Origin of the sequence: Micromonospora sp. DSM 45708, from assembly GCF_039566955.1 — a bacterium.
In the GTDB taxonomy this organism is placed as follows: Bacteria; Actinomycetota; Actinomycetes; order Mycobacteriales; family Micromonosporaceae; genus Micromonospora.
This window is the reverse complement of sequence record NZ_CP154796.1, coordinates 1,265,345-1,289,776: the sequence shown is the minus strand read 5'-3', so window position 1 is coordinate 1,289,776 and position 24,432 is coordinate 1,265,345. Positions and strand designations below refer to the sequence as shown.

Below are 24,432 nucleotides of genomic sequence, written 5' to 3'. Positions count from 1 at the left end.
GATGACCACTAGCCCGACACCGGCCACCCGGACCAAGGTTCTCCTTGTCGACGATCACGACCTGATCCGCAAGGGTCTGCGGCACGCCTTCGAGCGGGACCGGCAGTTCGAGGTCGTGGGTGAGGCCGCCACGGCGGCGGAGGGTGTGCGCCAGGCCGGCGCGCTCCAGCCCGACGTGGTGATCATGGACCTGCGACTTCCCGACGGCAGTGGCCTGGAGGCCACCCGCGCGCTGCGCAAGTCCAGCGCCTCGATGGGCATCGTGGTGCTGACCATGTACGCCGGCGACGACCAGCTCTTCGGCGCGCTGGAGGCGGGCGCGAGCGCGTTCGTGCCGAAGACCGCCCCGGCCGACGAGGTGGTGGCCGCCGCCCGGCACGCCGCCTCCTCCCCCAGCGCGTTCACCGCGGCCGACCTGGCCGAGGCGATGAAGCGCCGGCTGGCCCCGTCCGGCCCGCAGCTCTCCCCCCGCGAGGGGCAGGTGCTGCGGCTGCTCGCCGACGGCATGAGCGTGGCCGGCATCGCCAAGCAGCTCTTCGTCAGCGAGTCGACCGCCAAGACCCACATCTCCAAGCTCTACGAGAAGCTGGGCGCGGCCAACCGGGCCCAGGCACTGATGACGGCGCTGCGGCTGGGGCTGCTGGAGGCCCCCGACGCGCCGAAGTTCTGACGGCACCGCCGGGAGAGGCCCGTCCGCACACCGGACGCGGCCTCTCCGGCGTTCCGGGCGCGGGCTGACCGCGTACGGTGAGCGACCAGACGCGGAGCGACGGCGGTCTTTGCACCGCGACGGCGGGCGGGCAGAATACCCGGGTGATCCGCGCGGCGGTGACGCCGTGCGCCGCCGACACCCAAGGGGCAGGGACATGCAGCGGCCGGACTGGGCACCCGAGACGATCGACATCGAGCGCCCGAGCGTGGCCCGCATGTACGACTACTACCTGGGCGGCTCGCACAACTTCGCGGCCGACCGGGCCGCCGCCCGGGCGATGGTGGAGGCGGTGCCGGAGGCCCCGCTGATGGCCCAGGCCAACCGCGCCTTCCTCCGCCGGGCGGTGCACTACCTGGCCGAGACCGGGGTGCGGCAGTTCCTGGACATCGGCTCCGGCATCCCGACCGTGGGCAACGTGCACGAGATCGCCCAGCGGATCGCCCCCGAGTCCCGGGTGGTCTACGTCGACGTGGACCCGGTGGCCGTCGCGCACAGCCAGGAGATCCTGGCCGGCAACGAACGGGCCGCCGTGGTCCGGGAGGACCTGCGCGACCCGGCGGCGATCCTGAACCATCCGGACGTCAACCGGCTGCTCGACTTCACCGAGCCGGTCGCGTTGATGATCGTGGCGGTGCTGCACTTCGTCCCGGACTCCGACCGCCCGGAGGAGATCCTGCGGACGCTGCGCGCGGCGCTGGCGCCCGGCAGCCACCTGGTGCTCTCCCAGGCCAGCGACGACGGTCGGGACGGCACCGGCGAGCGGGCCGAGGCGGAACGGGTCTACCGGCGCACCGACAGCCAGCTGTTCATCCGCGGCCGGTCCGAGCTGACCGCGCTCTTCGCCGGCTTCGAGCTGGTCGACCCGGGCGTGGTGTGGGTGCCGCAGTGGCGACCGGACGCCCCCGACCAGGCGGAGGACGCCGAACGGGCGGTCTTCATGGGCGGGGTGGGGCGGCTCGGTGGCTGACGACGTGGCCACCGTCACCGCCGGCCGCTGCCGCCCCGACGTCTTCGCCCGGGCCTGGGCCAAGGCGGTCTCCGGGACCAGCTACCTGCCGATGACCCAGGCGCAGCTGGAGGAGATGCTGCAACGGCTCACCGAGCGGCTCGCGCAGGCGATGCGCGCCGACCCGTTCGACCTGCGGATCGGCCAGCAGGTGGGCGCGGAGCTGGTGCAGTCGCACATCGCCTCCGCCGAGGGGCTGGGCCGCACCGTCGAGGTGATCCAGCTCCGGCTGGCCCGCGACCTCGACCTGGACGTCGACGACGTCCAGGACCGGATGTCCCGGCTGCTCGCCACCGTCGCCACCGGGTACGCCCGGGCGCTGCGCGACCGCACGCTGGACGAGCAGGAGTCCATCCGGCGGGCCGCCATGATGGCGCGCGCCCAGGCCGAACGGGCGCTGCGGGACAGCGAGGCCCGGTTCCGGCACCAGGCCACCCACGACCCGCTGACCGACCTGCCGAACCGCACGCTGTTCACCGAGCGGCTGACCGCCGCGATCGTCGCGCCCGGTCGGGGCGCGGACCGGATCGGGGTCTGCTTCCTCGACCTGGACCGGTTCAAGGTGGTCAACGACTCCCTCGGCCACCAGGTCGGCGACTCGCTGCTGGTGGCGGTGGCGCAGCGGCTGCGCCGGACGCTCGGCGAGCACCTCGTGGCCCGCCTGGGCGGCGACGAGTTCGTGATCCTGGTGGAGCGCACCGCCGGCACCGACGACGTGGTCGAGGTCGCCGAGGCGGCCCTGGACGCGGTACGCGAGCCCGCGCTCGTCGACGGGCACGAGCTGACGGTGTCGGCCAGCATCGGCATCGTGGAACGGCCGGTGGCCGGCACCTCGCCGATGGAGCTGATGCGCGCGGCGGACAGCACGCTGCACTGGGCCAAGGCCGCCGGCGGGGCCCGCTGGTCGCTTTTCGACGCCGACCGCAACCGCCGCGAGCTGGCCCGGTACGCGCTCTCCGCGGCGATCCCGGCCGCGCTGGACCGGGGCGAGTTCTACCTCGACTACCAGCCGCTGACCTCGCTGCGCGACGGCCGGGTGCTCGGCATGGAGGCGCTGGTGCGCTGGCGCCACCCGGAGCTGGGGGTGCTCCGGCCGGACAGCTTCATCCCGCTGGCCGAGGAGACCGGCCTGATCGTCCAGCTCGGCAGCTGGGTGCTGGCCGAGGCGTGCCGCGAGGCGGGCACCTGGTCGGCGGCGGACGGCGACGCGCCGTTCGTCAGCGTCAACCTGGCCGTACGCCAGTTGCACCGGGCCGACCTGGTGCCCGAGGTGCGGGGCGTGCTCGGCCGCACCGGCCTGCCCCCGGAACGGCTGCAACTGGAGATCACCGAGAGCACCATGATGAGCACCGTTGTCGAACCGGTCCGGGCCCTGCGGGTGCTGGGCGACCTCGGCGTCCGGGTCGCCATCGACGACTTCGGCACCGGCTACTGCAACCTCGCGTACCTGCGGGACCTGCCGGTGAACGAGCTGAAGATGGCCGGCGAGTTCGTGACCGGGCTGCGCGCGCCGACCGGCGACCCGGGTGGCCGTACCGACGAGCGGATCCTCGCCTCGCTGGTCTCGCTGGCGCACGCCCTGGACCTCACGGTCACCGCCGAGGGGGTGGAGACTGCCGGCCAGGCGGACCGGCTGCGCGCCATCGGCTGCGACGCCGGGCAGGGCTGGCACTTCGGCCGCCCCGGCTCGGCGCTGCAACACCTCACCCGCGCGCCCGCGGCGTAAGGAGGGGCCCCTTCTTAACGCTTCAGGTATAGGAGGGGGCCCCGCTTAACAACGTGGCCGAGCCTTTCCCGACCCCGGAGGCACCCATGACCGGTCAGCGCGTTCTTGCCCTCGTTCTCTTCGTCGTCGCGTTCCTGGCGCTGGCAGCCTCCCGCGCCTTTCCCTTCCTGGACGACGTCCCCGCTGCGGCAAAGGTTGGCATCGCGGTGGCTGGAGCCGCCTGCCTACTGGTGGGTGTCTGGCTGTGGCAGCGAGCCAGCCCCGAATCCGAGGGCTGAGCGGACGTCTGGTTCACGTACCACACCCGGTCGCCGCACGCGGTCAGCCTGCCTGGCGGCGGGTGTCCGCCCCGTCCAGATAGGCCAGCACGGCCAGCACCCGCCGGTTGTCGTCACCGGACGGCGGCATCCGCAGCTTGCTGAAGATGCTGTTGATGTGCTTGTCGACGGCCTTCTCGGTGACGAACAGCCGGGCCGCCACCGCGGCGTTCGACCGGCCCTCGGCCATCAGGCCGAGCACCTCGCGTTCCCGCGCGGTCAGCTCGGCGAGCGGCCCGGCACCGTCGCGGCGGGCCAGCAACTGGGCCACCACCTCCGGGTCCATCACGGTGCCGCCGGCGGCGACCCGGCGCACCGCGTCGACAAACTGGTCCACGTGCGACACCCGGTCCTTGAGCAGGTAGCCGACGCCGCCGCGCCGGTCGGCGAGCAGCTCACGAGCGTAGAGCTGCTCGACGTGCTGGGACAGCACGAGCACCGGCAGCCCGGGCAGCTCGGCGCGGGCCCGCACGGCCGCCTGCAACCCCTCGTCGCTGAACGTCGGCGGCAGCCGTACGTCGATCACCGCGACGTCCGGCCGGTGCGCGGCCAGCGCGGGCAGCACTGACGGTCCGTTGTCGACGGCCGCCACCACCTGGCAGCCGAACGCCTCCAGGATCCTGGTCAGCCCGTCCCGGAGCAGGGCGAGATCCTCGGCGATGACAACGCGCACGGCAACTCCATGCTGATGACGGTGGGTCCACCGGCCGGACTGGTCACTGCCATCGTCCCATCGAACGCGGCCAGCCGGCGTCCTGTCCCGGCCAGACCGCCGCCGGCCGCCGGCGCCGCCCCGCCCCGGCCGTCGTCACCGACCACGGCGGTCAGCCGCCCGTCGGCGTGCCGCAGCTCCACCCAGGCCCGGGTCGCCCCGCTGTGCTTGCCCACGTTGGCCAGCGCCTCGGCGACCGCGAAGTAGACAGCCGACTCGACCGGGGCGGCGGCCCGGCCGGGCAGGTCGACGGTGACCTCCACCGGCAGCGGCACGGCCAGCGCCAGCGCCCGTACCGCGCCGGGCAGGCCGCGCTCGGCGAGCACCGGCGGGTGGATGCCGCGAACCAGCCCGCGCAGCTCGGCCAGGGCCTGGCCGCTGGTCTCCCGGGCCTCGGCGAGCAGCCGGCGGACCGCCTCCGGGTCGTCACGGACCAGTTGCTCGGCCAGCCCGATGCTCATGCTCAGCGCGACCAGCCGGGCCTGCGCCCCGTCGTGCAGGTCCCGTTCGATCCGGCGCAGCTCGGCGGCCTGCGCGTCCACCGCCTCGGCCCGGGTGACGGTGAGCTGACGCACCCGCAGCGCCAGCGCGGCGCCGCGGGTCGGGGTCAGGAAGAACCCGGCGAACGTCACGTGCAGCCAGACCAGCCAGCGCCCGGCGGCCACCCCGGCGGCGAGCAGCAGCGCGCCCAACGGGACGCAGAGCACCGCCTCGACGAGGTTGTCGAGCGGCCAGAACGGGCCGTAGCCGTACCAGACGCCGGCGGCACGCAGCACCAGCGGCACACCGATCAACCCCTCCAGCCCGTACAGCGGGAGGACGAACGCGGCCAGGCACACCGCGCCGGTGACCGCGCCGGGCAGCAGCCAGGCCAGATCCCGCCAGGTCGCCGGGTCGCCCACCACCCACCGGAACCGCCGCCAGGTGCCGAACTGGGCACCGGCCGGCGCGGGCAGGTAGGGCGTGGGCATCTCGACGCCGCTCCACCGGGCCAGCCGGCGGTGCAGCCCGGCGCAGATCCGGACCGCGCCGGTGACCACCGGGAAGAGAGCGAAGCCGACGCCGAACGCCGGGATCAGCAGCAGCGCGACCAGCGACAGCACGAACAGGGCCACGTGCGTGGTCAACGACAGCAGCGCGGTCAGCAGCCCCTGGGCGGCGGTCACCGCGGCGGGCCGCAGCCGGGTCCGGAGCAGTACCCGTACCGATGCGTCCACGAGTTCCATTCTCCGGTATCACCGCCGGTTCGTCGGTGGTGCTGGCACCACCGGCGGAGTCGGGGCGGCACCCCTGACCGGCGGGCCGCCGGCCCGAAGGATCGAGTCAGGGCCCGCGGTCCGCGCCGGGCGACGAGTGAGAGGAACCCTGATGTCCCCGCACCGAACGGCCCGGCTGCCCGCCGGCCGCCGCGGCAAGTACGCCGTTCTCGTCCTCTGGCTGGCGCTGCTCGCGGTCGCCGGGCCGCTCGCGTTGAAGCTGGGCGAGACGCAGGACAACTCGACGCTCGGCGCGTTGCCGCCCGGCGTCGAGAGCAGCCGCGCCGCACAGCGGGCCGAAGCCGCCTTCCCCGAGTCCCGCCGGCAGTTGGCCGTCGCCGTGTACGTCCGCGACACCGGCCTCACCGCCGCCGACCGGGCCCGGGTCGACGCCGACCGGGCGGCCTTCGCCGGGTACGCCGACGGCGGCGCGGTCTCCGCGCCGGTGCCGAGCGCGGACGGCCGGGCGCTGCTGTTCTCGCTCCCGGTCACCCTCGACGAGGAGCGACGCGCCGACACGGTGCGCGCCATGAAGGACCGGCTCGTCGACGCGGCGCCCGGCCTGCGGACCGCGCTGACCGGCGACGCGGTCGCCGAGAGCGACGTCTGGGACGCGTTCGACGGGATGGACGGCGCGTTGCTGCTGGCCACCGCCGTCACCGTCGCCCTGCTCCTGCTCGTCACCTACCGCAGTCCGGTGCTGTGGTTGGTGCCGCTGCTCGCGGTCGGCGTCGCCAACCAGCTCGCCGGCGCCACCGTCTACCTGCTGGCCCGGCACGCCGGCCTGGCGGTGGACTTCCAGAGCCAGACCATCCTCACCGTGCTGGTCTTCGGCGTCGGCGTGGACTACGCCCTGCTGCTCATCGCCCGCTACCGCGAGGAGCTGCGCCGGCACGCCGACCGGCACGCCGCGATGGCGGTGGCGCTGCGCCGGTCGTACGGCGCGGTCTGCGCCTCCGCGGCGACTGTCGCGCTCGGGCTGCTCTGCCTCGTCGCGGCGGACCTGCCCGCCACCCGCGGCCTGGGACCGGTCGGCGCGGTCGGCATCGTGGCCGCGTTGCTGGCGATGACCACGCTGCTGCCGGCGGTGCTCGTGGTGTGCGGGCGGTGGCTGTTCTGGCCGTTCGTGCCACGCCACACGCCCGGCGCGGACGAGCGCGACCTCGGCGTCGACCACGGGGTGTGGCAGCGGATCGCCGGCCTGGTCGGTCGCCGGCCGCGGCCGGTCTGGGTGGGCACCGCCGTCGCCCTGGTCGCATTGACCCTCGGGATCGGCAATCTCACCCTGGGCCTGCCCGACGACGAGTCGTTCACCACCGAGGTCGGCTCGGTCGCCGGTCAGCGGCTGGTCGCCGCCCACTACCCGGGCGGGTCGGCCGCGCCGGTCGAGGTGCTGGCCGCCGCCGGCACGGCCGACCTGGTCGCGGGCGCGGTCCGCGCGGTGCCGGGCGTCGCGGAGATGGGCGGTCCGCAACGGTCCGCCGACGGTCGTTGGGTACGCGTCACCGCGGTGCTCGCCGCCGCCCCGGACAGCGCCGCGGCCCGGGACACGGTGGGCCGGCTGCGCACCGCCGTGCACGCGGTGCCCGGGTCGCAGGCGCTCGTCGGCGGGCGCACCGCGACGCTGCTCGACGAGCGACGCACCGTGGACCGGGACAACCGGGTGGTCATCCCGCTGGTGCTCGCCGTGGTCCTGGTGATCCTGATGCTCCTGCTGCGCGCGCTCGTCGCGCCGCTGCTGCTGATGGCGAGCGTGGTGCTGTCGTACGCGGCGGCGATGGGCGCCGCCGGGCTGCTGCTCGACGCGATGGGCCACCCACGGCTGTTCGTCGGCGTGCCGTTGCAGGCGTTCCTGTTCCTGGTCGCCCTCGGCGTGGACTACACGATCTTCCTGATGACCCGGGCCCGGGAGGAGACCGCGTCGATCGGGCACCGGCCCGGGACGCTGCGGGCGCTGACTGTCACCGGCGGCGTGATCACCAGCGCCGGGGTGGTGCTGGCGGCCACCTTCGGCGCCCTGCTGGTGCTGCCGCTGGTGCCGTCGGTGCAGATGGGGGTGATCGTGGCGGTCGGGATCCTGCTCGACACGCTCCTGGTGCGCAGCCTGCTGATCCCGGCGCTGACCCTGGACCTGGGGGTGCGTGTCTGGTGGCCGGGACGGCTGTCGCGTCACACGGCCGAGCGTCAGGAGGAGGCCCCGCCCACCGCGTCGAGGAGAGAAGCGGCCCCCGCTTAACACGTCGTCGCCGACGAGCCCGCGCCGTCCGCCCGGCGTGCCACGACCTCGCCCTCGGGGCGGGACGCGGTTCGGGGGCGGGCGGGCGGCGCGCTCGACGTGTCCGGGCGGGAAGCGGCGCACGGGTGAGGCGGAGACGGGACGGCGGTGGCCGGTGAACCGCCCGGGCGCCGGTCAGCCGGCGAGCAGCGTGGCCATCCGCTCGGCCTGGGTCTCCCAGCGCCACTCCCGCTCGACCCAGGCGCGGCCGGCCGCGCCGAGCTGGCGGGCGAGGTCACGGTCGGCGAGCAGGGTGGCCACCCGGTCGGTGAGCTGGGCGGTGTCCCGCCCGCTGACCACGTACCCGGTCTCCCCCTCGCGGACCGCGTCCGGCGCGCCGCCGGAGTCGCCCGCCACGACCGGCAGCCCGGTCGCGCTCGCCTCCAGGTAGACGATGCCCAGGCCCTCCACGTCCAGGCCACGGTTGCGGGTGCGGCAGGGCATCGCGTAGACGTCGCCGGCGGCGTAGTGCGCGGGCAGTTCGGCGGCGGGCACCGAGCCGGTGAAGACCACGTCCCGCTCCACCCCGGACTGCCGGGCCAGCTTCTCCAACGTGGCCCGGTAGGGCCCGCCACCGACCACCAGCAGCGCGGCGTCCGGCACCCGGCGACGGATCCCGGGCAACGCCCGGATCAGCGCGTCCTGCCCCTTGCGCGGCACCAGCCGCGACACGCACACCACCACCGGCCGGTCGGCGAGGCCGAGCCGCGCCCGGACCCGCTCGCCGTCGACGCCGGGATGGTAGGTCTCCACGTCGACGCCGGGCGCGAGGCGGCGCAGCTCGGTCAACCCGTCCAACGCCCGGGCCAGCCGCAAGCGGGTGTACTCGCCGAGGTAGGTCGTCACGTCCACGCCCCGGCCGATGCGCCGCAGCGCCGACCGGGCGCCGGGCAACGCGGCCCAACCGACCTCGTGCCCGTGCGTCAGCGCCACCGCCCGGCGGATGCCGGCCCGGCGGCGCAGCCCCGGCGCGAGCAACCCCAACGGGGCCGCCGCGCCGAACCACACCGTGTCGCAGTCGTACGCCCGGGCCAGCCGGGCCGCCCGGCGGGCGATCAGCGGCGTGGGCAGCAGCACCTTGGTGCGTTCCCGGACCACCTCGAACGGCTGGTCGGCGTCGAACTTCTCCGCGCCCCGCCAGCTCGACGCGTAGACCACCACCGAGCCGGGCGGCTGGCGCACCGCGAGGTTGTGCACGAAGGACTGGATGCCGCCGGGGCGCGGCGGGAAGTCGTTGGTGATCAGCAACGTGCGGCTCATCGGCCGGACTCCCTGGCGTAGGCGCGGGCGGCGGCGATCCGCTCCACGGTGGAGGGGTGGGACGCCGACCAGAGGTACTCCCCGCGCGGCGGGTCGGGGTCGGCCAGGTTCACCCCGGCCAGCCGGCGCTGCATCGCCTCGAACGTCGCCGGGTCGCCGGTGAGCGCCAGCGCGTGCGCGTCGGCCCGGGCCTCCACCCGTCGGGAGACCAGCGCCTGCACCGGGGTGGCGACCAGACCGGCCACCGTGACCAGCGCGATGAGCAGCGGGAACGCCCGCGGCTGGACGATGGAGTCGACGCCGGCCAGCCGCAGCAGCGGCGTCCAGGAGCCCACCAGGTAGAGCGCCACCACCGCGGCGGCGGCACCGAGCGCGCCGATGAGCGTGCCGGTCCACACGTCGCGGTCCTTGGCGTGCCCCAGCTCGTGGGCGACCACGCTGGTCACCTCCGCCGGCTCCGCCTCCCGCAGCAGCGTGTCGTAGACCACCACCCGCCGGGTCGGCCCGAGCCCGGAGACGTAGGCGTTGACCGCCCGGGTCCGTCGGGACGCGTCGGCGACCAGCACGTCGCGGACCGGGACCCCGTCCCGGGCGGCCATGCTGGTCAGCTCCGTGCGCAGCGGACCCGGCTCCATCGGGGTGAACCGGTTGAACACCGGTTCGACGAGCACCGGCAGCACGAACGACAGGATCACCACCAAGGCGGCGGCGCCGGCCGCGCCGTACGCCCACCACCACCGGGGGGTGAGCCGGACGACCGCGTAGAAGGCGAGCAGGACGAGCGCGCCGATGACCGCGCTGACCGCGTACGACTTGAGCAGGTCGACCGTCCAGCCACGCCAGTCCTGGGTGCTCAGCCCGTAGCGGACCAGCACGGTGCGCCGCCACGCCGCGAACGGCAGGGTGAGCAGGTCGGCGAGGAACATGACGCCCAACCCGCCGAGCACGGCCTGGGCCACCCAGTGCCCGCCGAAGGGCCGGCCGGCCAGCTCGACCAGGCGCCCGCCCAGCGGGGTGAGCCCGAGCAGCAGCGCCACCACCAGCCCGACCGCGAGCGCGGACCAGCCGGCCGGCCGCAACGCGCCCTGGAACGCCCGGCCGCGGGCCACCTGCTCGACCGGGAGTGCCCGCAGCGCGGCGAGCTGGTCGGCGCGGGGCGCCGGCGGCCGGCTCCACGGCACCAGCAGCGCCACGGTGACGACCAACGCCACCGCCAGCCCGGCCAGGGTCAGCAGCGCCCAGCCGCGCGGGGTCACCGCCCCACCCCGCCGTCGCGACCCGTCCGCGTCATGCCGCTCCCCTCCCGCCGTGACCGCCCATCCTATTGCCCGGGCGCGGTGGGACGGCCCGGGTGCCCGGACGGAGTCGGGCCACCCGGCGGCGGGCGGCGCGCGGAGAACTCAGGCCACCCGGCGGCGGACGGCGCGGCGGGGTGCGGGTGCGGGTGCGGGTGCGGCCTCCGGTGGCAGCACCTCCACGTCGAAGCCGGCCCGGGCGAACACCTCGATCGCCCGGTGCTCGGCCGGACCCAGGTCGGCCGCCGGGGAGTCGGAGTCGAGCAGCGCGGTCACCAGGCACCCGGAGCAGCCGGCGCCGCGGATGCCGCAGCCGTCGCAGTCGATGAGCATGAACGCCTCCTGACGCGGTCGCCGGTGGCGGTCGGGGAAGGGACCACCACCGTCGGTCACCGGAAGGCTATGCGCCGGGTACGACAGAACCGGACAACGAGGCAGCACCCACCCCGAAAACGATCATCCAGCCACCAGTACGCCGAAGTGGCGCGAGCGGGTCAGGAGCGGGCGAGCCGGCGCAGCAGCGAGTCGGCGCCGAGCGGGTACGCGCCGTGCCGGCGTACCCCGTCGGCGACCTCGCGGTCCGACGAGACCACCACCACCGGCCGGCCGGCCGGCTCCGCGCGGACCAGCCGGCGGATCAGCTCGTCCGCGGTCTCGCCCTTGCGGGAGAAGAGCACCCGCACCCCGCGCGGCGACGGCGGCAGCCCGTGGATCCGCTCCGCGCCGTCGAAGACCACGGTGACCTCGTCCCCGGTCTGCGCCGCGATCCCGCCCAACCCGGTGATCAGCCGCTTGCGCTGCTGCTCCAGCGACATCTCACCGAAGCCGCGCTTGGTGACGTTGTAGCCGTCCACCACCAGGTGCGCCCGGGGCAGCGCGAGGAGCTGGTCGAGGCGGGCCGGGTCGTCGGTGTCGCGGGCCCGGGTCGCCACTCCGGCCGGCGCGGCGCCCGGCTGGTCGGCGAACGCGTCGGCGACGAAGTCCGCCGGCAGCGTGTCCACCGGGTCGAGCGCCAACTCCCGGCGCAGCCCGACCGCGGCCTGGCCGATCGTCTCCAGCAGCAGCCACAGCCGGGCGTCGTCGACGGAGCGGGCCTCCTTGGCGCTGGCCCGGGCCACCCCGGCGGCGGCCTCCGCCTCGGCCAGTCGGGCCCGGGCGCGGCGCAGCTCGGCGTCCGCGTCGGCCGCCGCGCGGGCCGCCCGGCCCCGTTCGGTGGCCAGCAGCTCGGCGGCCCGGCGCTCGCGGGTCTGGGTCTCCCGCAGGGTACGGGCCAACTGGCGGGCCTCCTCGCGGAGCTGGCCCAGCTCCTCCCGGACCCGGGCCAGCTCGTCGCGGAGCTTCTCGGCCTCGACCCGGGCCACCGCCCGGTCGTGCTCGGCCCGGGTGGCCCGCTGCTCGGCCTCCCGGACCAGCTCGGCCACGACCGCGCTGTCCGCCTCGGCGCGTACCGCCTCGCCGCTGGCCTCGATCAGCTCCCGCCAGCCCCGGGGCCGGGCCAGGTAGGCCAGGGCGGCCACCTCGACCGGGTCGGCGGCGGCCGGCGCGGTGCCCTCCACCACCGCCGCGCCGAGATCACCGGCGTCGGCGAGCACCCGGGCGGTGACCCGCTGCCGGAACAGCGGGTCGGCGGTGAGCTGGGCGGCGATCGCCGGAGCGCCGAGCCGGGCGCGGCGGTTGGGGGCGAACTTGGCGACCCGGCGCAACGGCACCGGCACCTCGTCGCCGGGCAGGCCGGGCAGGACCGCGGCGGTCAGCGTGACGATCCGCTGTCGGACCGGCTCGGGGAGCGTGGGCTCGGGCTCGGGCAGCGACGGGTCCTCACCGGCCTCGGGCGCGCCGACCACCGGCTCCTCCGCCGAGGAGTGGTCGTCGTGCGGCTCGGTGAGGGGCATGTGGCAAGTCTCCCACCCCGAACGGGCCCACCGCCCGGTGAGTGAGCCGATCTCTCATCGTACCCCCGTGGTAGCGGCGGGACCGGAGTGACGCGAGTGTCGGACCGTGCCGTTACCGTCCCGCTGGTGACGGGAACGGAGTACGTCCAGGAGGCGCTGGCCGGTCTGGACCGGTCGGCGGGCAGCGGCGTCGACCCCGCGCTGCCGCTCTACGCGACCACCTTCGTGGTGGTCGACCTGGAGACCACCGGCGGCGCGCCGGACGGCGGCGGGATCACCGAGATCGGCGCGGTGAAGGTCCGCGGCGGCGAGGAGCTGGGCGTGCTCGCCACGCTGGTCAACCCGGGCGTGCCGATCCCGCCGTTCATCACCGTGCTGACCGGGATCACCCAGGCGATGCTGCTGCCCGCCCCGCCGATCGAGCAGGTGCTGCCGAGTTTCCTGGAGTTCCTCACCGACGCCGTGCTGGTCGCCCACAACGCCCCCTACGACGTGGGCTTCCTCAAGGCCGCCTGCGCGAAGCACGGCTACCGCTGGCCCAACCCGCGGGTGCTGGACACCGCCGCGCTGGCCCGGCGGGTGCTCACCCGCGACGAGGTGCCCAACCGCAAGCTGGGCACGCTGGCCGGCTACTTCCGCACCGCGACGCAGCCCACCCACCGGGCGCTTGACGACGCCAAGGCCACCGTCGACGTGCTGCACGGGCTGATCGGCCGGCTCGGCGGGCACCGGGTCGACACGGTCGGCGAGGCGATCGAGTTCGCCCGGGCGGTCACCCCGACCCAGCGGCGCAAGCGGCACCTGGCCGAGGGGCTGCCGAAGGTGCCCGGCGTCTACATCTTCCGGGCCGCCGACGACCGGCCGCTCTACGTCGGCACGTCCGGCGACATCGCCACCCGGGTGCGCAGCTACTTCACCGCCGGCGAGAAACGCGCCCGGATCTCCGAGATGCTGGCCGCCGCCGAGCGGGTGGAGGCGGTCGAGTGCGCCCACTCGCTGGAGGCCGAGGTGCGCGAGCTGCGGCTGATCGCCGCGCACGCCCCGCCGTACAACCGCCGGTCGAAGTATCCCGAGCGCCAGGTCTGGCTGAAGCTCACCGACGAGGCGTACCCCCGGTTGTCGGTCGTCCGCGACCTCGGCCCCACCGACACGGCCTACCTCGGCCCGTTCCGGTCCAAGCAGGCCGCGGAGCTGGCCGCCGCCGGCTTCCACGACGCGGTGCCGCTGCGCCAGTGCACCCACCGGCTCTCCCGGCGCACCACGATGCCGGCCTGCGCGCTGGCCGAGCTGGGTCGCTGCCCGGCGCCCTGCGAGCACCGGATCACCCCGGAGGAGTACGAACACGCCGCCGCCACCCCGTTCCGCACCGCCACCCGCGACGATCCCGCCGTGGTGGTCGACGCCCTGCTCGCCCGGATCGAGGTGCTCGCCGCGGCGCACCGCTACGAGGAGGCAGCCGTGGTCCGTGGTCGACTGGCCGCGGTGCTGCGGGCGGCGGTCCGGATGCAGCGCCTGGCGGCGTTGACCGGCATCGCCGAGCTGGCCGCCGCCCGGCCCGCCGCCCGGGGCGGCTGGGAGCTGGCGCTGGTCCGGCACGGGCGGCTCGCCGGGGCCGGCGTGTCGCCGCCCGGTGTCCACCCACGACCGACCATCGCGGCGATCCGGGCCACCGCCGAGACGGTGCTGCCCGGGCACGGCCCGGTGCCGGCGGCCACCGCCGAGGAGACCGAGCGGATCCTGTCCTGGTTGGAACGGCCGGAGACCCGGCTGGTCGAGGCCACCGCCGGATGGGCCTCGCCGGTGGCCGGCGCGGGGCGCTTCCGCGACCTGCTGGCGAAGGCCGAGAACGGCGGATCCCCCCAACTCTCGACCGAACGCTCATGACCAAGTGTCCGATCGGACGACGTCGGCTCCCTTAGGCTGTTGAAGAAGTGCAGCACTGCCCGATTCGCGGGCCTGCTCCCGGTCACCGGTCCCGGTGGCCGGAGGCCGGGGTGAGGAGGTGTCCCAGGTGGACGTCGACGCCGGACCCGGCGCCGCCCTGGGCGGCGCCCTTCCGACCCAGGGCGAGTTGCCGCTCACCCGCCGGCTGCGCTCGCTGCTCACCTGGCCCACCGCCGACGGCGACCCGGTCACCACGCTGGTCCGCGCCCACCGCGGCATCCACGCCAACGCCGACGCTTCGGTGCTGCGCCGGGCCTACACGATCGCGGAGAACATGCACCGCGGCCAGTTCCGCAAGAGCGGCGAGCCCTACATCACCCACCCGTTCGCGGTGGCGCAGATCTGCGCCGACCTCGGCATGGACACGACCACGCTGGTCGCGGCGTTGCTGCACGACACGGTGGAGGACACCCGCTACACGCTCCAGGCGCTCCAGGAGGACTTCGGCCGCGAGGTGGCCCACCTGGTCGACGGCGTGACCAAGTTCGACAAGGCGTTCTACGGCAAGGCCGCCGAGGCGGAGACCGTCCGCAAGATGATCGTCTCGGCCGGCAAGGACGTCCGGGTGCTGGTCATCAAGCTGGCCGACCGGCTGCACAACATGCGGACGCTCGGCGTCCGCTCCGCCGCCTCCCGGGAGCGGATCGCCCGCAAGACCCTCGAGGTGCTGGTCCCGCTCTGCGACCGGCTGGGCATCCAGACCCTCAAACGCGAGCTGGACGACGTGGTGCTGTTGCACCTGCGGCCCGAGGAGCACGCGCGGATCGCCCGGTTCGTGCACGACCGGCCCGGCTGGCACGCCTACCTGGCCGACGTGGTGGCCCGCACCCGGGCGGCACTGCGCCGCAGCCGGGTGGACGCCGACGTCTCCCCCCGCCCCCGGCACCTCTACTCGATCTGGAAGGACACCGTCGCCGGCGGCCACACCGCCCCGTACGACCTGCCCCGCATCGCCATCGTGGTGGACGGTCCGGCGACCGACTGCTACGCCGCGCTGGGCGCCGTGCACGGGCTCTGGCGGCCGGTTCCGGGCCGCTTCAAGGACTTCATCGCCTCGCCGAAGAACAACCTCTACCGGTCGTTGCACACCAGCGTCTGCGGCCCGCAGGACCGCACCGTCGAGGTGCTGATCCGCACCACCGAGATGCACCGCTCCGCGGAGTACGGCGTGGCCGCCCACTACCGCTTCCCGCGCGCCGCCGGCCGGGCCGCCGACCGGGCGGACGAGCTGGCCTGGCTGCGTCGGGTGCTCGACTGGGAGCAGGACACGGTCGACCCGACCCAGTTCATGGCGTCGCTGCGCTGTGACCTGGCCGAGGCGCAGATCCAGGTGGTCGCCGACGGCCGGCAGGTGGTGCTCCCGGCCGGGGCCACGCCGGTCGACCTGGCGTACGAGCTGGGCACCGAGCGCGGCGACCACTGCCTCGCCGCCCGGATCAACGGCCGGCTGGCCCCGCTCTCCTCCGAACTGGAGGAGGGCGACGTGGTGGAGATCTTCACGGAGAGCGACGCGGAGAGCGGCTTCGAGGTCGACGTGGCCCCGCGCGGGCCGCGCCGGGAGTGGCTGGGCTTCGTCAAGTCCCCGCACGCCCAGATGCAGATCAACAGGTGGTTCGCCGAGCACACCGAGCCGGGCATCTCGATCGCCGACAAGGTCCGGCTCGGGCGCGCCTCGATCGGCCTGGCGTTGCGCAAGCACGACCGGGGTCTGGCCAGCGACCTGCCCCTGCTGCGGCTCTCCGAGGAGTTGGGCTACCCCGACCTGGAGACGCTGCTGGTGGCGGTCTTCGACCGCTCGGTCGAGCCGGACGCGGTGGTCGAGCAGCTCATCGACCTGGTCGACCACCGGCAGTAGTGAAGGGCGTTCGCCCCCGCCGACCCACCGGCCACTAGCCTGAAGGCATGATCCCCCGCGCGCGTGCCACCGGACGGGCCTTCGGCTACCGCCTCTTCTACCGGTTGCCGGTCCCGCTGCGGCGGCGACTGGTCCGGATGGCCGTGCCGAAGTACATCGTGGGCGCGGTCACGCTGGTCCGGGACGCGGAGGCCACCGGCGCGGGGCGGATCCTGCTGCTGCGCCAGCCCCCCGGCCACAGTTGGAGCCTCCCCGCCGGCCTGCTGCAACGCGGCGAGCCCCCGGTGGTCGGCGCCGCCCGGGAGCTGCACGAGGAGTCCGGCATCCGGCTCTCCCCCGACCGGCTCCGGCCGGCGGTGCCGAACGCGGTGGTGCACGCCAAGGGCTGGGTGGACGTGGTCTTCGAGGTGACGGTGCCGGCGTCGCGCACCGCGCTGAAGGTGGACGGGGCCGAGGTGTTGGAGGCCGCCTGGCACCCGCTGGACGAGCTGCCCCGGCTCAGTCGCGCCACCGCCAACCTGCTCGCCTACTACGGCATCGGCCCGCGCGCCGGCGAGGCCCCGCCGCCCGCGCCCCCGTCCGCGTGAGCCCCGGGCCCGGCACGGAGGTCCCGCAGCCCGGCAGCGCGCCATCGGTGCACGGCCGCTCAGCGTCCGGCGGCAGCCCGGCAGCGGGCGACGGCCCGACGGCGGGGGGCGAGGTGTGCGCGGTGGTGCTGGCGGCCGGTGCGGGCACCCGGCTGCGCCCGCTCACCGAGCGGGTACCGAAGGCGCTCTGCCCGGTCGGCAACGTGCCGCTGCTCGACCGCGCCCTGGCGCGGCTGGCCGGCCTCGGCCTGACCGGCCCGGACCGGGTCGCGGTGAACGCCTGTTACCTGGGCGACCAGGTGACCGCGTGGGTCGGCGACCGGGCCCACCTCTCCGTCGAGCCGGGCGACCCGCTGGGCACCGCCGGCGGCGTCGGCCGGCTGCGGGACTGGATCGCCGGGCGGGGCGTGCTGGTCGCCAACGCCGACGCGTACCTGGCCGACCCGGCGGCCCCACCCGGCCCCGACGTGGCCGCGCTGCTCGACGGCTGGGACGGGCGGAGCGTACGCCTGCTCGGCCGGCCGGTCGACGACCCGGCCGCCCCCGGCACCTTCGCCGGCCACCGCTTCGCCGGTCTCTCACTGCTGCCCTGGCGGCTGGTCCGGGCTCTGCCGGCCACGTTCGACGAGCTGGTCCGGGCCGTGTGGCGGCCGGCGGAGGCGGCCGGCGCGCTGACCGTGATCCGCTACCGGGGGACGTTCTACGACACCGGCACGCCGGCCGACTACCTGGCCGCCAACCTGCACGCCGCCGGTCCGGCCGGGCTGGTCGACCCGTCCGCGACCGTGGACGGGCCGGTCACCCGCTCGGTGGTCGGGGCCGGCGCGCGGGTCCACGGCACGGTCGACCGGTCGGTGATCTGGCCGGGCGCGACCGTCGCCGCCGGGGAACGCCTCGACGGTGTGATCCGGGCCGGCGCCGACCTGACCGTCCCGGCCGCGCGGTGACCGCACCGCGCTCTAGCATGGGGCTCGTCGCCGACGAACGGAGAAACGTCCCGTGATCACCGCGATCGTGCTGATCGACTGCGCCACCGACTCCATCCCCGAGGTGGCCGAGAACCTGGCCAACCTGCCCGGCGTCAGCGAGGTCTACTCGGTGGCCGGGCACGTGGACCTGATCGCCATGGTCCGGGTGCGCGAGTTCGAGCAGATCGCCCAGGTCATCGCCGGCAGCATCTCCAAGGTGCCCGGCGTGCTCAACACCGAGTCGCACATCGCGTTCCGGGCCTACTCCCAGCACGACCTGGAGGAGGCGTTCGCGATCGGGCTGGCCAGCGCCGACTGAGACGCCGGTGGCCGGCCCACCCCGGTGCGGGGCGGACCGGCCACCGCCGGTCGTACGGCCGGTCAGCTCTGCGCGGGCGCCGGGGTCTCCGTGGTGCCCGGAGCGGGCTCCTCGGTCCCGGTGCCGCCAGGCGCCGGCGACTCGGTGCCGCCCGGCGCCGGCGACGTGGTGCCACCCGGGCTGGGCGTGCCGCTGGCGCTGGTCTGCGGAATCGGGACGCCCAGCGTCTGGGCCAGCGCCACCAGCGCGTCGTAGTGCGCCTGCAGGACCGGCAGCGCGTCCTGGGCGAGCTGCACCACCGACTGCTCGGAGCCCTGCGAGATCTCCGTCTGGGTGGCCTGGATGGCCTGGACGTGGCCGGCGAGCTGGGCGGTCACCCACGCCTTGTCGAACTGGGCGCCGTTGAGCCCGTTCAGCTTGTCGAGGACCTTCTGCTGGTCGGCGGTCGGGTCGGCCGGTAGCTGCACGTTGAGCTGCTGCGCGGTCGACTGCACCGTCTGGTCCAGCTGGGTGTGGTCCGTGACGAACATCTTGCCCAGGTCCTTGACCTGCTGGTTCTGGCCCTTCTGCTGGGCCAGGTTACCGGCGGTGATCTCGAACAGGTTGACCTGGTGCAGCGCCTGCAGATACTGGGTGTCCTGCGTCGACGGCTGCGCCGCGGCCTGTGCCGCGGCGGCGGGCGCCAGCCCCACGACCACCAGCGCAGCCAGCAGACCCAGGCGTTTGATTCCCCGCATGCGTTCCTCCCCCATGAGACGTCGGACCGCACGGATACCCGGCTGACCGGGGTTATTCCTGCGATTCCACCCGTCCGGGGCGCACCGGGCCGCCGATCGCGGCGGAAACGGACGTGGCGCCCGCCGGAAGGATCCGGCGGGCGCCACGGTCAGTCGTACCCGGAAGGGTCAGCGTCGGCTCTCGCCGCTGCCGATCTCCTCCCGTTCTCCTCGGGGCTCGACCGGCGGGTGACCCGGCGAGACCGGCGCCTCGGCCGGCTTCTCGATCGGGTAGAAGAAGCCCCGGATGGCGGGCCCGAGGGCACCGAGCCGGTTCATCTTCTTCGGCACCACCCAGCCGGCGTAGTCCAGCGCCGGGGCGTGGCCGTCGTGTCCGTCCGCCGACGTGAGCGGCTGGTGGACCTCGACGAACCGGCCGTCGGGCAGCCGCTTGATGATGCCGGTCTCCACGCCGTGGGCCAGCACCTCCCGGTCGTGCTGCTGGAGGCCCAGGCAGATCCGGTAGGTGACGTAGTAGGCCAGCGGCGGGATCACCAGCAGGCCGACCCGGCCGGCCCAGGTCATCGCGTTCAAACTGATGTGGAACTTGTCGGCGATGACGTCGTTGCCGCCGGAGAGCGTCAGCACGACGTAGAAGGCGACCGCCATGGCGCCCACCGCGGTCCGGGCCGGCACGTCCCGGGGCCGCTGGAGCAGGTTGTGGTGCTTGTAGTCCTTGAGGCGGCGGGCCTCCAGGAACGGGTACATCGTCGACAGGCCCACCAGGATGCCGGGGAGCACGACCGTCGGCCAGAACAGCGGCGGGATGACGTACCCGTCGCCGATCGGGATGCTGATCTCCCAACCCGGCATGAGTCGGGTCGAGCCGTCGAGGAACATGACGTACCAGTCGGGCTGGCTGGCCGCCGAGACCACCCACGCCTCGTAGGGGCCGAAGTACCAGATCGGGTTGATCTGGAAGAGGCCACCCATCAGCGCGATCACGCCGAAGACGACCATGAAGAAGCCGCCCTGCTTGAGCGCGTAGCGCGGGAACATCCGCTCGCCGACCACGTTCTCGTTGGTCCGGCCGGGGCCGGGCCACTGGGTGTGCTTCTGCTTGAAGACCAGGCCCAGGTGCACGCTGATCAGCGCCACCAGCAGGCCCGGGATGAGCAGCACGTGGGCGATGAAGAAGCGGCTGATGATGATCATGCCGGGGAACTCCCCGCCGAAGATCGACGAGCTGACCCAGGAACCGACCACCGGGATCGACAGGATGATGCCCGAGGCGATCCGCAGGCCGGTGCCGGAGAGGCCGTCGTCAGGCAGCGAGTAGCCGGTGAAACCGGCCAGGAAGCCGACCCAGAACAGCAGCGAGCCGATGATCCAGTTGGTCTCGCGCGGCTTGCGGAACGCGCCGGTGAAGAAGACCCGGAGCATGTGCACCACGATCGCGGCCATGAACAGCAGGGCCGCCCAGTGGTGCATCTGCCGCATGATCAGACCGCCCCGGACGTCGAACGAGATGTCCAGGCTGGAGGCGTACGCGGCCGACATCGGGGTGCCCCGCAACGGCGCGTAGCTGCCGTCGTAGGTCACCTCGGTCATCGCCGGCTCGTAGAAGAAGGTCAGGAACACACCGGTCAGCAGCAGCACCACGAACGAGAACAGCGCGATCTCGCCGAGCAGGAAGGACCAGTGGTCGGGGAAGACCTTGTTCAGCAGCTTGCGCAGCGGCGTGGCGACCTGGAAGCGGTCGTCCACCGCCCCGGCGGTCTTGGCCGGCAGCGCGGCCGCATCGAACTTTCGGCGCTTCATGGCCGCTCCCAGAAGTCGGGACCGATGGTCTCGGTGTAGTCGGACCTCGCCACGAAGAAGCCTTCCTCGTCCACCTCGATCGGCAGCTGCGGCAGCGGCCGGTTCGCCGGGCCGAAGATCGGCTTGGCGTTGTCGGTGATGAGGAACTGGGACTGGTGGCAGGGGCAGAGCAGCCGGTTGGTCTGCTGCTCGTAGAGGCTGGCCGGGCAACCGGCGTGCGTGCAGATCTTGGAGAACGCGACGTAGTTGCCCCACATGAAGTCGCCGCGGCCCTTGCGCTCGTTGGCGGCGCGCGACTTCTGCGCGTCGTCCTCGCGCAGGTGGATCAGCAGGGTCGGGGAGTCGGCGTGCCGGTTGCTGACGCCGCCCTCGATGCCCGGGAACACGGTGAGCTGGCCGCCGACGCTGACGTCCGCCGGGCGGATCGGCCGGCCGTCCTCGCGGATCAGCCGGATCTTCTCGCCGCCCTCGGCCGGCGCGAAGCCGGTGGTGAACATCTGGTTGTTCTTGTGCGGCTGCTCGATCAGGCCACCGATCAGTGGCGCCGCGGCGACCGCGCCGACCGGAGCCAGGCCGGCCAGCAGCGAGATGCCGAGCAGCGGACGCCGCTTCACCCCGAGCTCGTCGGCCAGGTAGAGCATGGTCTCGCCGGTGATCTTGCGATCCTCCGGGTTGCCGCCCTGGTCGTGCCGGTCCTGGATCGAGACCTCCTTGGGCAGCAGCTTCTTGCCCCAGGTCAGGATGCCGAAGCCGACGCCGAGCAGGGCGAGGCCCAGGGTCAGGCCGAGCAGCGGCGTGTAGAGCTTGTCTCCGCCCCGACCGGCCTCCCACTGCCACGGCCACCAGATGTAGATCACCAGGAAGGCGGTGGCGGCGACGCCGGTCAGCAGGAACATCAGCGCGACCGTACGGGTCAGCCGGCGCTCCGCCTTGCTGCCCGGGACGACCTGCTCCTCGTAGTGGACGATCTCGATGTCGTCCCGCCGGGCGCCCTCCTGGACGATCTCGAACCGGGAGAGCCGGGGGTCGTACACGTCGACCGGCTCCGGACCCTGCGGGGCCTGGTGCTCGGTGTGGGTGCTCATGCCGTCACCTCGCTACACGTGGCGCCGGTGGCCGGCACCAGGGCAATCCTACAGACGTTCGACCGGGTCACGACTTGCCCGCAATCCACAGGCTCGCGAAGACCAGCGCGACGATGCCGACCAGGAAGATCGCCAGCCCCTCGGTCGACGGGCCGTACCGGCCCAGGTTGAAACCGCCCTGGTCCTGGTCGCTCTTCAGGGTCTCCTGGATGTAGGCGATGATGTCCGCCTTCTCCTGGGGAGTGATCTGGTTGTCGCCGAACACCGGCATGTTCTGCGGGCCGCTCAGCATGGCGGCGTAGATCTGCCGGTCGCTGGCCGGCTTGAGGCTCGGCGCGTACTTGCCGGAGGAGAGCGCCCCACCGCCGCCACCGAACGCGTGGCACTGCGAGCAGTTGATCCGGAACAGCTCGCCACCGGTGGACATGTTGGCGCCGTCGCGCAGGTTGCCCGACGGCACCTGCGGGCCGCCGCCGAGCTCCTGGATGTACTGCCCGAGCTGGCGCACCTGCTCGTCGGTGAACTGCGGAGGCTTGCGCATGGCCTGCGCCTCCTGCCGGGCCATCGGCATGCGACCGCTGCCGACCTGGAACTCGACCGACGCCGACCCGACGCCGATCAGGCTCGGGCCCCGACCCTCGACGCCCTGGGCGTTGCGACCGTGACAGGTCACGCAGCTCACGTCGAACAGCGCCTTGCCCTCGTTGCCGGCGGCGGTCAGCGGCGGGTTGTCCTGCGCCTGCACGCCCGGGGCGAAGACGGTGTAGGCGCCGCCGGCCAGCATCAGCGCGGCGGCCAGCCGGACCGCGGCACCCAGCCGGCGGCGGCCCCTGCTGCGCGCCACGGGCCGCCCGCGCAACCGCGCGAGCAGACCGCGTCGGCGGTCGTTGTCAGAAGTCATGACCTGTGTCCTTAACCGGTTGGACCTTGTCTCAGGGGACGGAGCAGCGGCGCGGTTCGTGACGCGCCAAGATCACTGAAGCCAGTAGATCATGGCGTACAGCCCGATCCACACGACGTCGACGAAGTGCCAGTAGTAGGACACGACGATCGCCGAGGTCGCCTGCGCCGGGGTGAACCGGCCCATGGTGGTGCGGACCATGAAGATGATGAAGGCGATCAGCCCGCCGGTCACGTGCAGACCGTGGAAGCCGGTGGTCAGGTAGAACATCGACCCGTAACCGTCTTCGTTGATCTTGACGCCCTCGTGCACCAGGGTCCGGTACTCGTTCGCCTGGCCGAGCACGAAGATCAGACCCATCACGAAGGTGATCGTGAACCACCGACGCAGGGCGTGGACGTCGCCCTTCTCGGCCGCGAAGACACCGAGCTGGCAGGTCACCGAGGAGAGCACGAGGATCACCGTGAAGGTGGTCGCGTACGGGATGTTGAGAACCTCGGTGTGCTTCTCCCACTGCTCCGGCGCCGCCGCGCGGATCGAGAAGTACATCGCGAACAGCGCCGCGAAGAACATGAGTTCGCTGGAGAGCCAGACGATCGTCCCGACGCTGACCATGTTGGGACGCGTCAGGGAGTGGATCCGGCTCTTGTCAATGGCTGGGGCCGCAGTCACGCGGTCATTATTGCCCTTGACCGGGACCGACGATCAGCGGGGTGGCAAACCCGGGCCCGTAGTGGCCCGATCGTGGCCGTCCGCTTCGCCTGACCTACCCTGAAAAGCGTGCTGCACGTCGATCAGATCCTCGCCGTCACCTCGGTCGCCACCCCGGCGACCCTGGCGGCGGGGGGCGAGGCCGCCCCACCGCCGTTCACCGTGGCCCGGGTGCTCACCGAGACCCGGCTGGAGAGCTGGCTCACGCTGGGCCTGGTGCTCGCCGCCGGGCTCTACCTCTACGGGGTGCACCGGTTGCGGCTGCGCGGCGACCGGTGGCCGGTGCTGCGCACCGTCGCGTTCCTCGGCCCCGGCCTCGGCGGCATCGCCGCGGTCACGGTCAGCGGGCTCGGCGCGTACGACACCGCGCTGCTCTCGGTGCACATGGTGCAGCACATGGTGCTGTCGATGATCGCGCCGATCTTCCTGGCGCTGGGCGCCCCGGTGACGCTGGCGCTGCGCACGCTGCCGGTGCGGCCCCGCAAGCGGCTGCTCGCGATCGTGCACAGCCGGGTCGCCCGGATCTACAGCTTCCCGCTGGTGGCGTTCGCCATCTTCGTGGCGAACCCGTTCGTGCTCTACTTCACCAACCTCTACGAGTTCACCCTGCGCCACGAGTGGGCGCACGAGCTGGTGCACGCGCACTTCATCATGACCGGCTGCGTCTTCTTCTGGCCGCTGCTCGGCCTGGACCCGCTGCCCGGACGCTGGCCGTACCCGGCCCGCGCGCTGCTCATGCTGCTCTCGGTGCCGTTCCACACCGTGCTCGGGCTCACCATCATGCAGAGCACCACGCTGCTCGGCGGCGACTGGTACCCGTCGCTGAACCTGGCCTGGTCCGACCCGCGCAACGACCAGGTGGTCGCCGGCGGCATCCTCTGGGCCGGCGGCGAGTTCGTCAGCATCACCATGCTGGCCGTGCTGGTGGTGCAGTGGATCAAACAGTCCGAGCGCGAGGCCCGCCGGCTGGACCGCGAGCTGGACCGCCAGGAGGCCCGCGAGCGCGCCGCCGAGGCGAGCGCCGGGGCCGGGACCGGGCCCACCGACGGAATGTGACGCCCGCTACGATCAGCG

The 24,432-nt window shown here is 73.8% G+C and carries 22 protein-coding genes; 11 read left to right on the top strand and 11 right to left on the bottom strand.

Annotation, left to right across the window (positions count from 1 at the left end):
• Position 1 precedes the first annotated feature (1 nt).
• The 4 genes from VKK44_RS06220 to VKK44_RS06205 all read left to right on the top strand — a co-directional run bounded on the left by VKK44_RS06220 (position 2) and on the right by VKK44_RS06205 (position 3,722).
• On the top strand, positions 2 to 670 hold the full coding sequence (locus VKK44_RS06220) for a response regulator transcription factor (RefSeq protein ID WP_007072219.1): 669 nt from the start codon (positions 2 to 4) through the stop codon (positions 668 to 670).
• A 196-nt stretch (positions 671 to 866) separates the two neighbouring features.
• Positions 867 to 1,679: an SAM-dependent methyltransferase gene (locus VKK44_RS06215; protein WP_343445881.1), complete on the top strand. Its 813-nt coding sequence runs from the start codon at positions 867 to 869 to the stop codon at positions 1,677 to 1,679.
• 91 nt (positions 1,680 to 1,770) lie between these two features.
• Positions 1,771 to 3,444 carry a putative bifunctional diguanylate cyclase/phosphodiesterase gene (locus VKK44_RS06210; RefSeq protein WP_343447690.1) on the top strand — a complete coding sequence of 558 codons (1,674 nt, stop codon included), beginning with the start codon at positions 1,771 to 1,773 and terminating at the stop codon, positions 3,442 to 3,444.
• 86 nt (positions 3,445 to 3,530) lie between these two features.
• Positions 3,531 to 3,722 carry a hypothetical protein gene (locus tag VKK44_RS06205; protein WP_343445880.1) on the top strand — a complete coding sequence of 64 codons (192 nt, stop codon included), beginning with the start codon at positions 3,531 to 3,533 and terminating at the stop codon, positions 3,720 to 3,722.
• Between the two features lie 43 nt (positions 3,723 to 3,765).
• On the opposite strand, the gene VKK44_RS06200 is transcribed toward VKK44_RS06205, so the two are convergent.
• A complete protein-coding gene (locus tag VKK44_RS06200; RefSeq protein ID WP_281936710.1) occupies positions 3,766 to 4,434 on the bottom strand; it encodes a response regulator transcription factor in 669 nt (222 codons plus the stop codon).
• Complete coding sequence (locus tag VKK44_RS06195) at positions 4,386 to 5,699, bottom strand: sensor histidine kinase (protein ID WP_458351609.1); 1,314 nt, start codon at positions 5,697 to 5,699, stop codon at positions 4,386 to 4,388. The genes VKK44_RS06200 and VKK44_RS06195 overlap by 49 nt, the downstream gene beginning before the upstream one ends.
• A 142-nt stretch (positions 5,700 to 5,841) precedes the next feature.
• Here VKK44_RS06195 and VKK44_RS06190 point away from each other — a divergent pair, with 142 nt between their 5' ends.
• Positions 5,842 to 7,965, top strand: coding sequence for an MMPL family transporter (locus tag VKK44_RS06190; protein WP_343445878.1), 2,124 nt, complete (start codon positions 5,842 to 5,844; stop codon positions 7,963 to 7,965).
• 174 nt (positions 7,966 to 8,139) lie between these two features.
• On the opposite strand, the gene VKK44_RS06185 is transcribed toward VKK44_RS06190, so the two are convergent.
• The 4 genes from VKK44_RS06185 to VKK44_RS06170 form a co-directional block, all read right to left on the bottom strand.
• Entirely contained in the window at positions 8,140 to 9,264 is a 1,125-nt protein-coding gene (locus VKK44_RS06185; protein WP_343445877.1) for a glycosyltransferase family 4 protein, read from the bottom strand.
• Positions 9,261 to 10,520 carry a M48 family metallopeptidase gene (locus VKK44_RS06180; protein WP_343445876.1) on the bottom strand — a complete coding sequence of 420 codons (1,260 nt, stop codon included), beginning with the start codon at positions 10,518 to 10,520 and terminating at the stop codon, positions 9,261 to 9,263. The genes VKK44_RS06185 and VKK44_RS06180 overlap by 4 nt, the downstream gene beginning before the upstream one ends.
• 144 nt (positions 10,521 to 10,664) lie before the next feature.
• Positions 10,665 to 10,892 (bottom strand): hypothetical protein, encoded by a 228-nt coding sequence (locus VKK44_RS06175; protein ID WP_343445875.1) that lies wholly within the window; start codon positions 10,890 to 10,892, stop codon positions 10,665 to 10,667.
• A gap of 161 nt (positions 10,893 to 11,053) precedes the next feature.
• On the bottom strand, positions 11,054 to 12,451 hold the full coding sequence (locus VKK44_RS06170; RefSeq protein WP_343445874.1) for an NYN domain-containing protein: 1,398 nt from the start codon (positions 12,449 to 12,451) through the stop codon (positions 11,054 to 11,056).
• Between the two features lie 126 nt (positions 12,452 to 12,577).
• On the opposite strand from VKK44_RS06170, the gene VKK44_RS06165 reads away from it, so the two are divergent.
• From VKK44_RS06165 to VKK44_RS06145, 5 genes are all read left to right on the top strand, one after another.
• Entirely contained in the window at positions 12,578 to 14,335 is a 1,758-nt protein-coding gene (locus VKK44_RS06165; RefSeq protein ID WP_343445873.1) for a DEDD exonuclease domain-containing protein, read from the top strand.
• A 127-nt stretch (positions 14,336 to 14,462) separates the two neighbouring features.
• Complete coding sequence (locus tag VKK44_RS06160; RefSeq protein ID WP_343447689.1) at positions 14,463 to 16,250, top strand: RelA/SpoT family protein; 1,788 nt, start codon at positions 14,463 to 14,465, stop codon at positions 16,248 to 16,250.
• A gap of 47 nt (positions 16,251 to 16,297) precedes the next feature.
• Positions 16,298 to 16,837: an NUDIX hydrolase gene (locus VKK44_RS06155; RefSeq protein ID WP_343445872.1), complete on the top strand. Its 540-nt coding sequence runs from the start codon at positions 16,298 to 16,300 to the stop codon at positions 16,835 to 16,837.
• A 122-nt stretch (positions 16,838 to 16,959) separates the two neighbouring features.
• Entirely contained in the window at positions 16,960 to 17,784 is an 825-nt protein-coding gene (locus tag VKK44_RS06150) for a nucleotidyltransferase family protein (protein WP_343445871.1), read from the top strand.
• A gap of 52 nt (positions 17,785 to 17,836) precedes the next feature.
• The gene (locus VKK44_RS06145; protein ID WP_343445870.1) at positions 17,837 to 18,124 is read left to right on the top strand and encodes an Lrp/AsnC family transcriptional regulator; all 288 of its coding nucleotides are present in this window, start codon (positions 17,837 to 17,839) and stop codon (positions 18,122 to 18,124) included.
• 62 nt (positions 18,125 to 18,186) lie between these two features.
• Here VKK44_RS06145 and VKK44_RS06140 read toward each other — a convergent pair whose 3' ends face one another.
• The 5 genes from VKK44_RS06140 to ctaE form a co-directional block, all read right to left on the bottom strand.
• A complete protein-coding gene (locus tag VKK44_RS06140) occupies positions 18,187 to 18,861 on the bottom strand; it encodes a DUF4142 domain-containing protein (protein WP_343445869.1) in 675 nt (224 codons plus the stop codon).
• Positions 18,862 to 19,029: 168 nt separating this feature from the next.
• A complete protein-coding gene (gene qcrB / locus VKK44_RS06135) occupies positions 19,030 to 20,661 on the bottom strand; it encodes a cytochrome bc1 complex cytochrome b subunit (protein WP_343445868.1) in 1,632 nt (543 codons plus the stop codon).
• Complete coding sequence (qcrA, locus tag VKK44_RS06130; protein ID WP_343445867.1) at positions 20,658 to 21,746, bottom strand: cytochrome bc1 complex Rieske iron-sulfur subunit; 1,089 nt, start codon at positions 21,744 to 21,746, stop codon at positions 20,658 to 20,660. Before qcrA ends, qcrB begins: the two co-directional genes overlap by 4 nt.
• A gap of 67 nt (positions 21,747 to 21,813) precedes the next feature.
• Entirely contained in the window at positions 21,814 to 22,647 is an 834-nt protein-coding gene (gene qcrC / locus VKK44_RS06125) for a cytochrome bc1 complex diheme cytochrome c subunit (RefSeq protein WP_343445866.1), read from the bottom strand.
• A 72-nt stretch (positions 22,648 to 22,719) separates the two neighbouring features.
• On the bottom strand, positions 22,720 to 23,319 hold the full coding sequence (ctaE, locus tag VKK44_RS06120; RefSeq protein ID WP_091059316.1) for an aa3-type cytochrome oxidase subunit III: 600 nt from the start codon (positions 23,317 to 23,319) through the stop codon (positions 22,720 to 22,722).
• A 108-nt stretch (positions 23,320 to 23,427) separates the two neighbouring features.
• On the opposite strand from ctaE, the gene VKK44_RS06115 reads away from it, so the two are divergent.
• Positions 23,428 to 24,414: a cytochrome c oxidase assembly protein gene (locus VKK44_RS06115; protein ID WP_343445864.1), complete on the top strand. Its 987-nt coding sequence runs from the start codon at positions 23,428 to 23,430 to the stop codon at positions 24,412 to 24,414.
• Positions 24,415 to 24,432 lie beyond the last annotated feature (18 nt).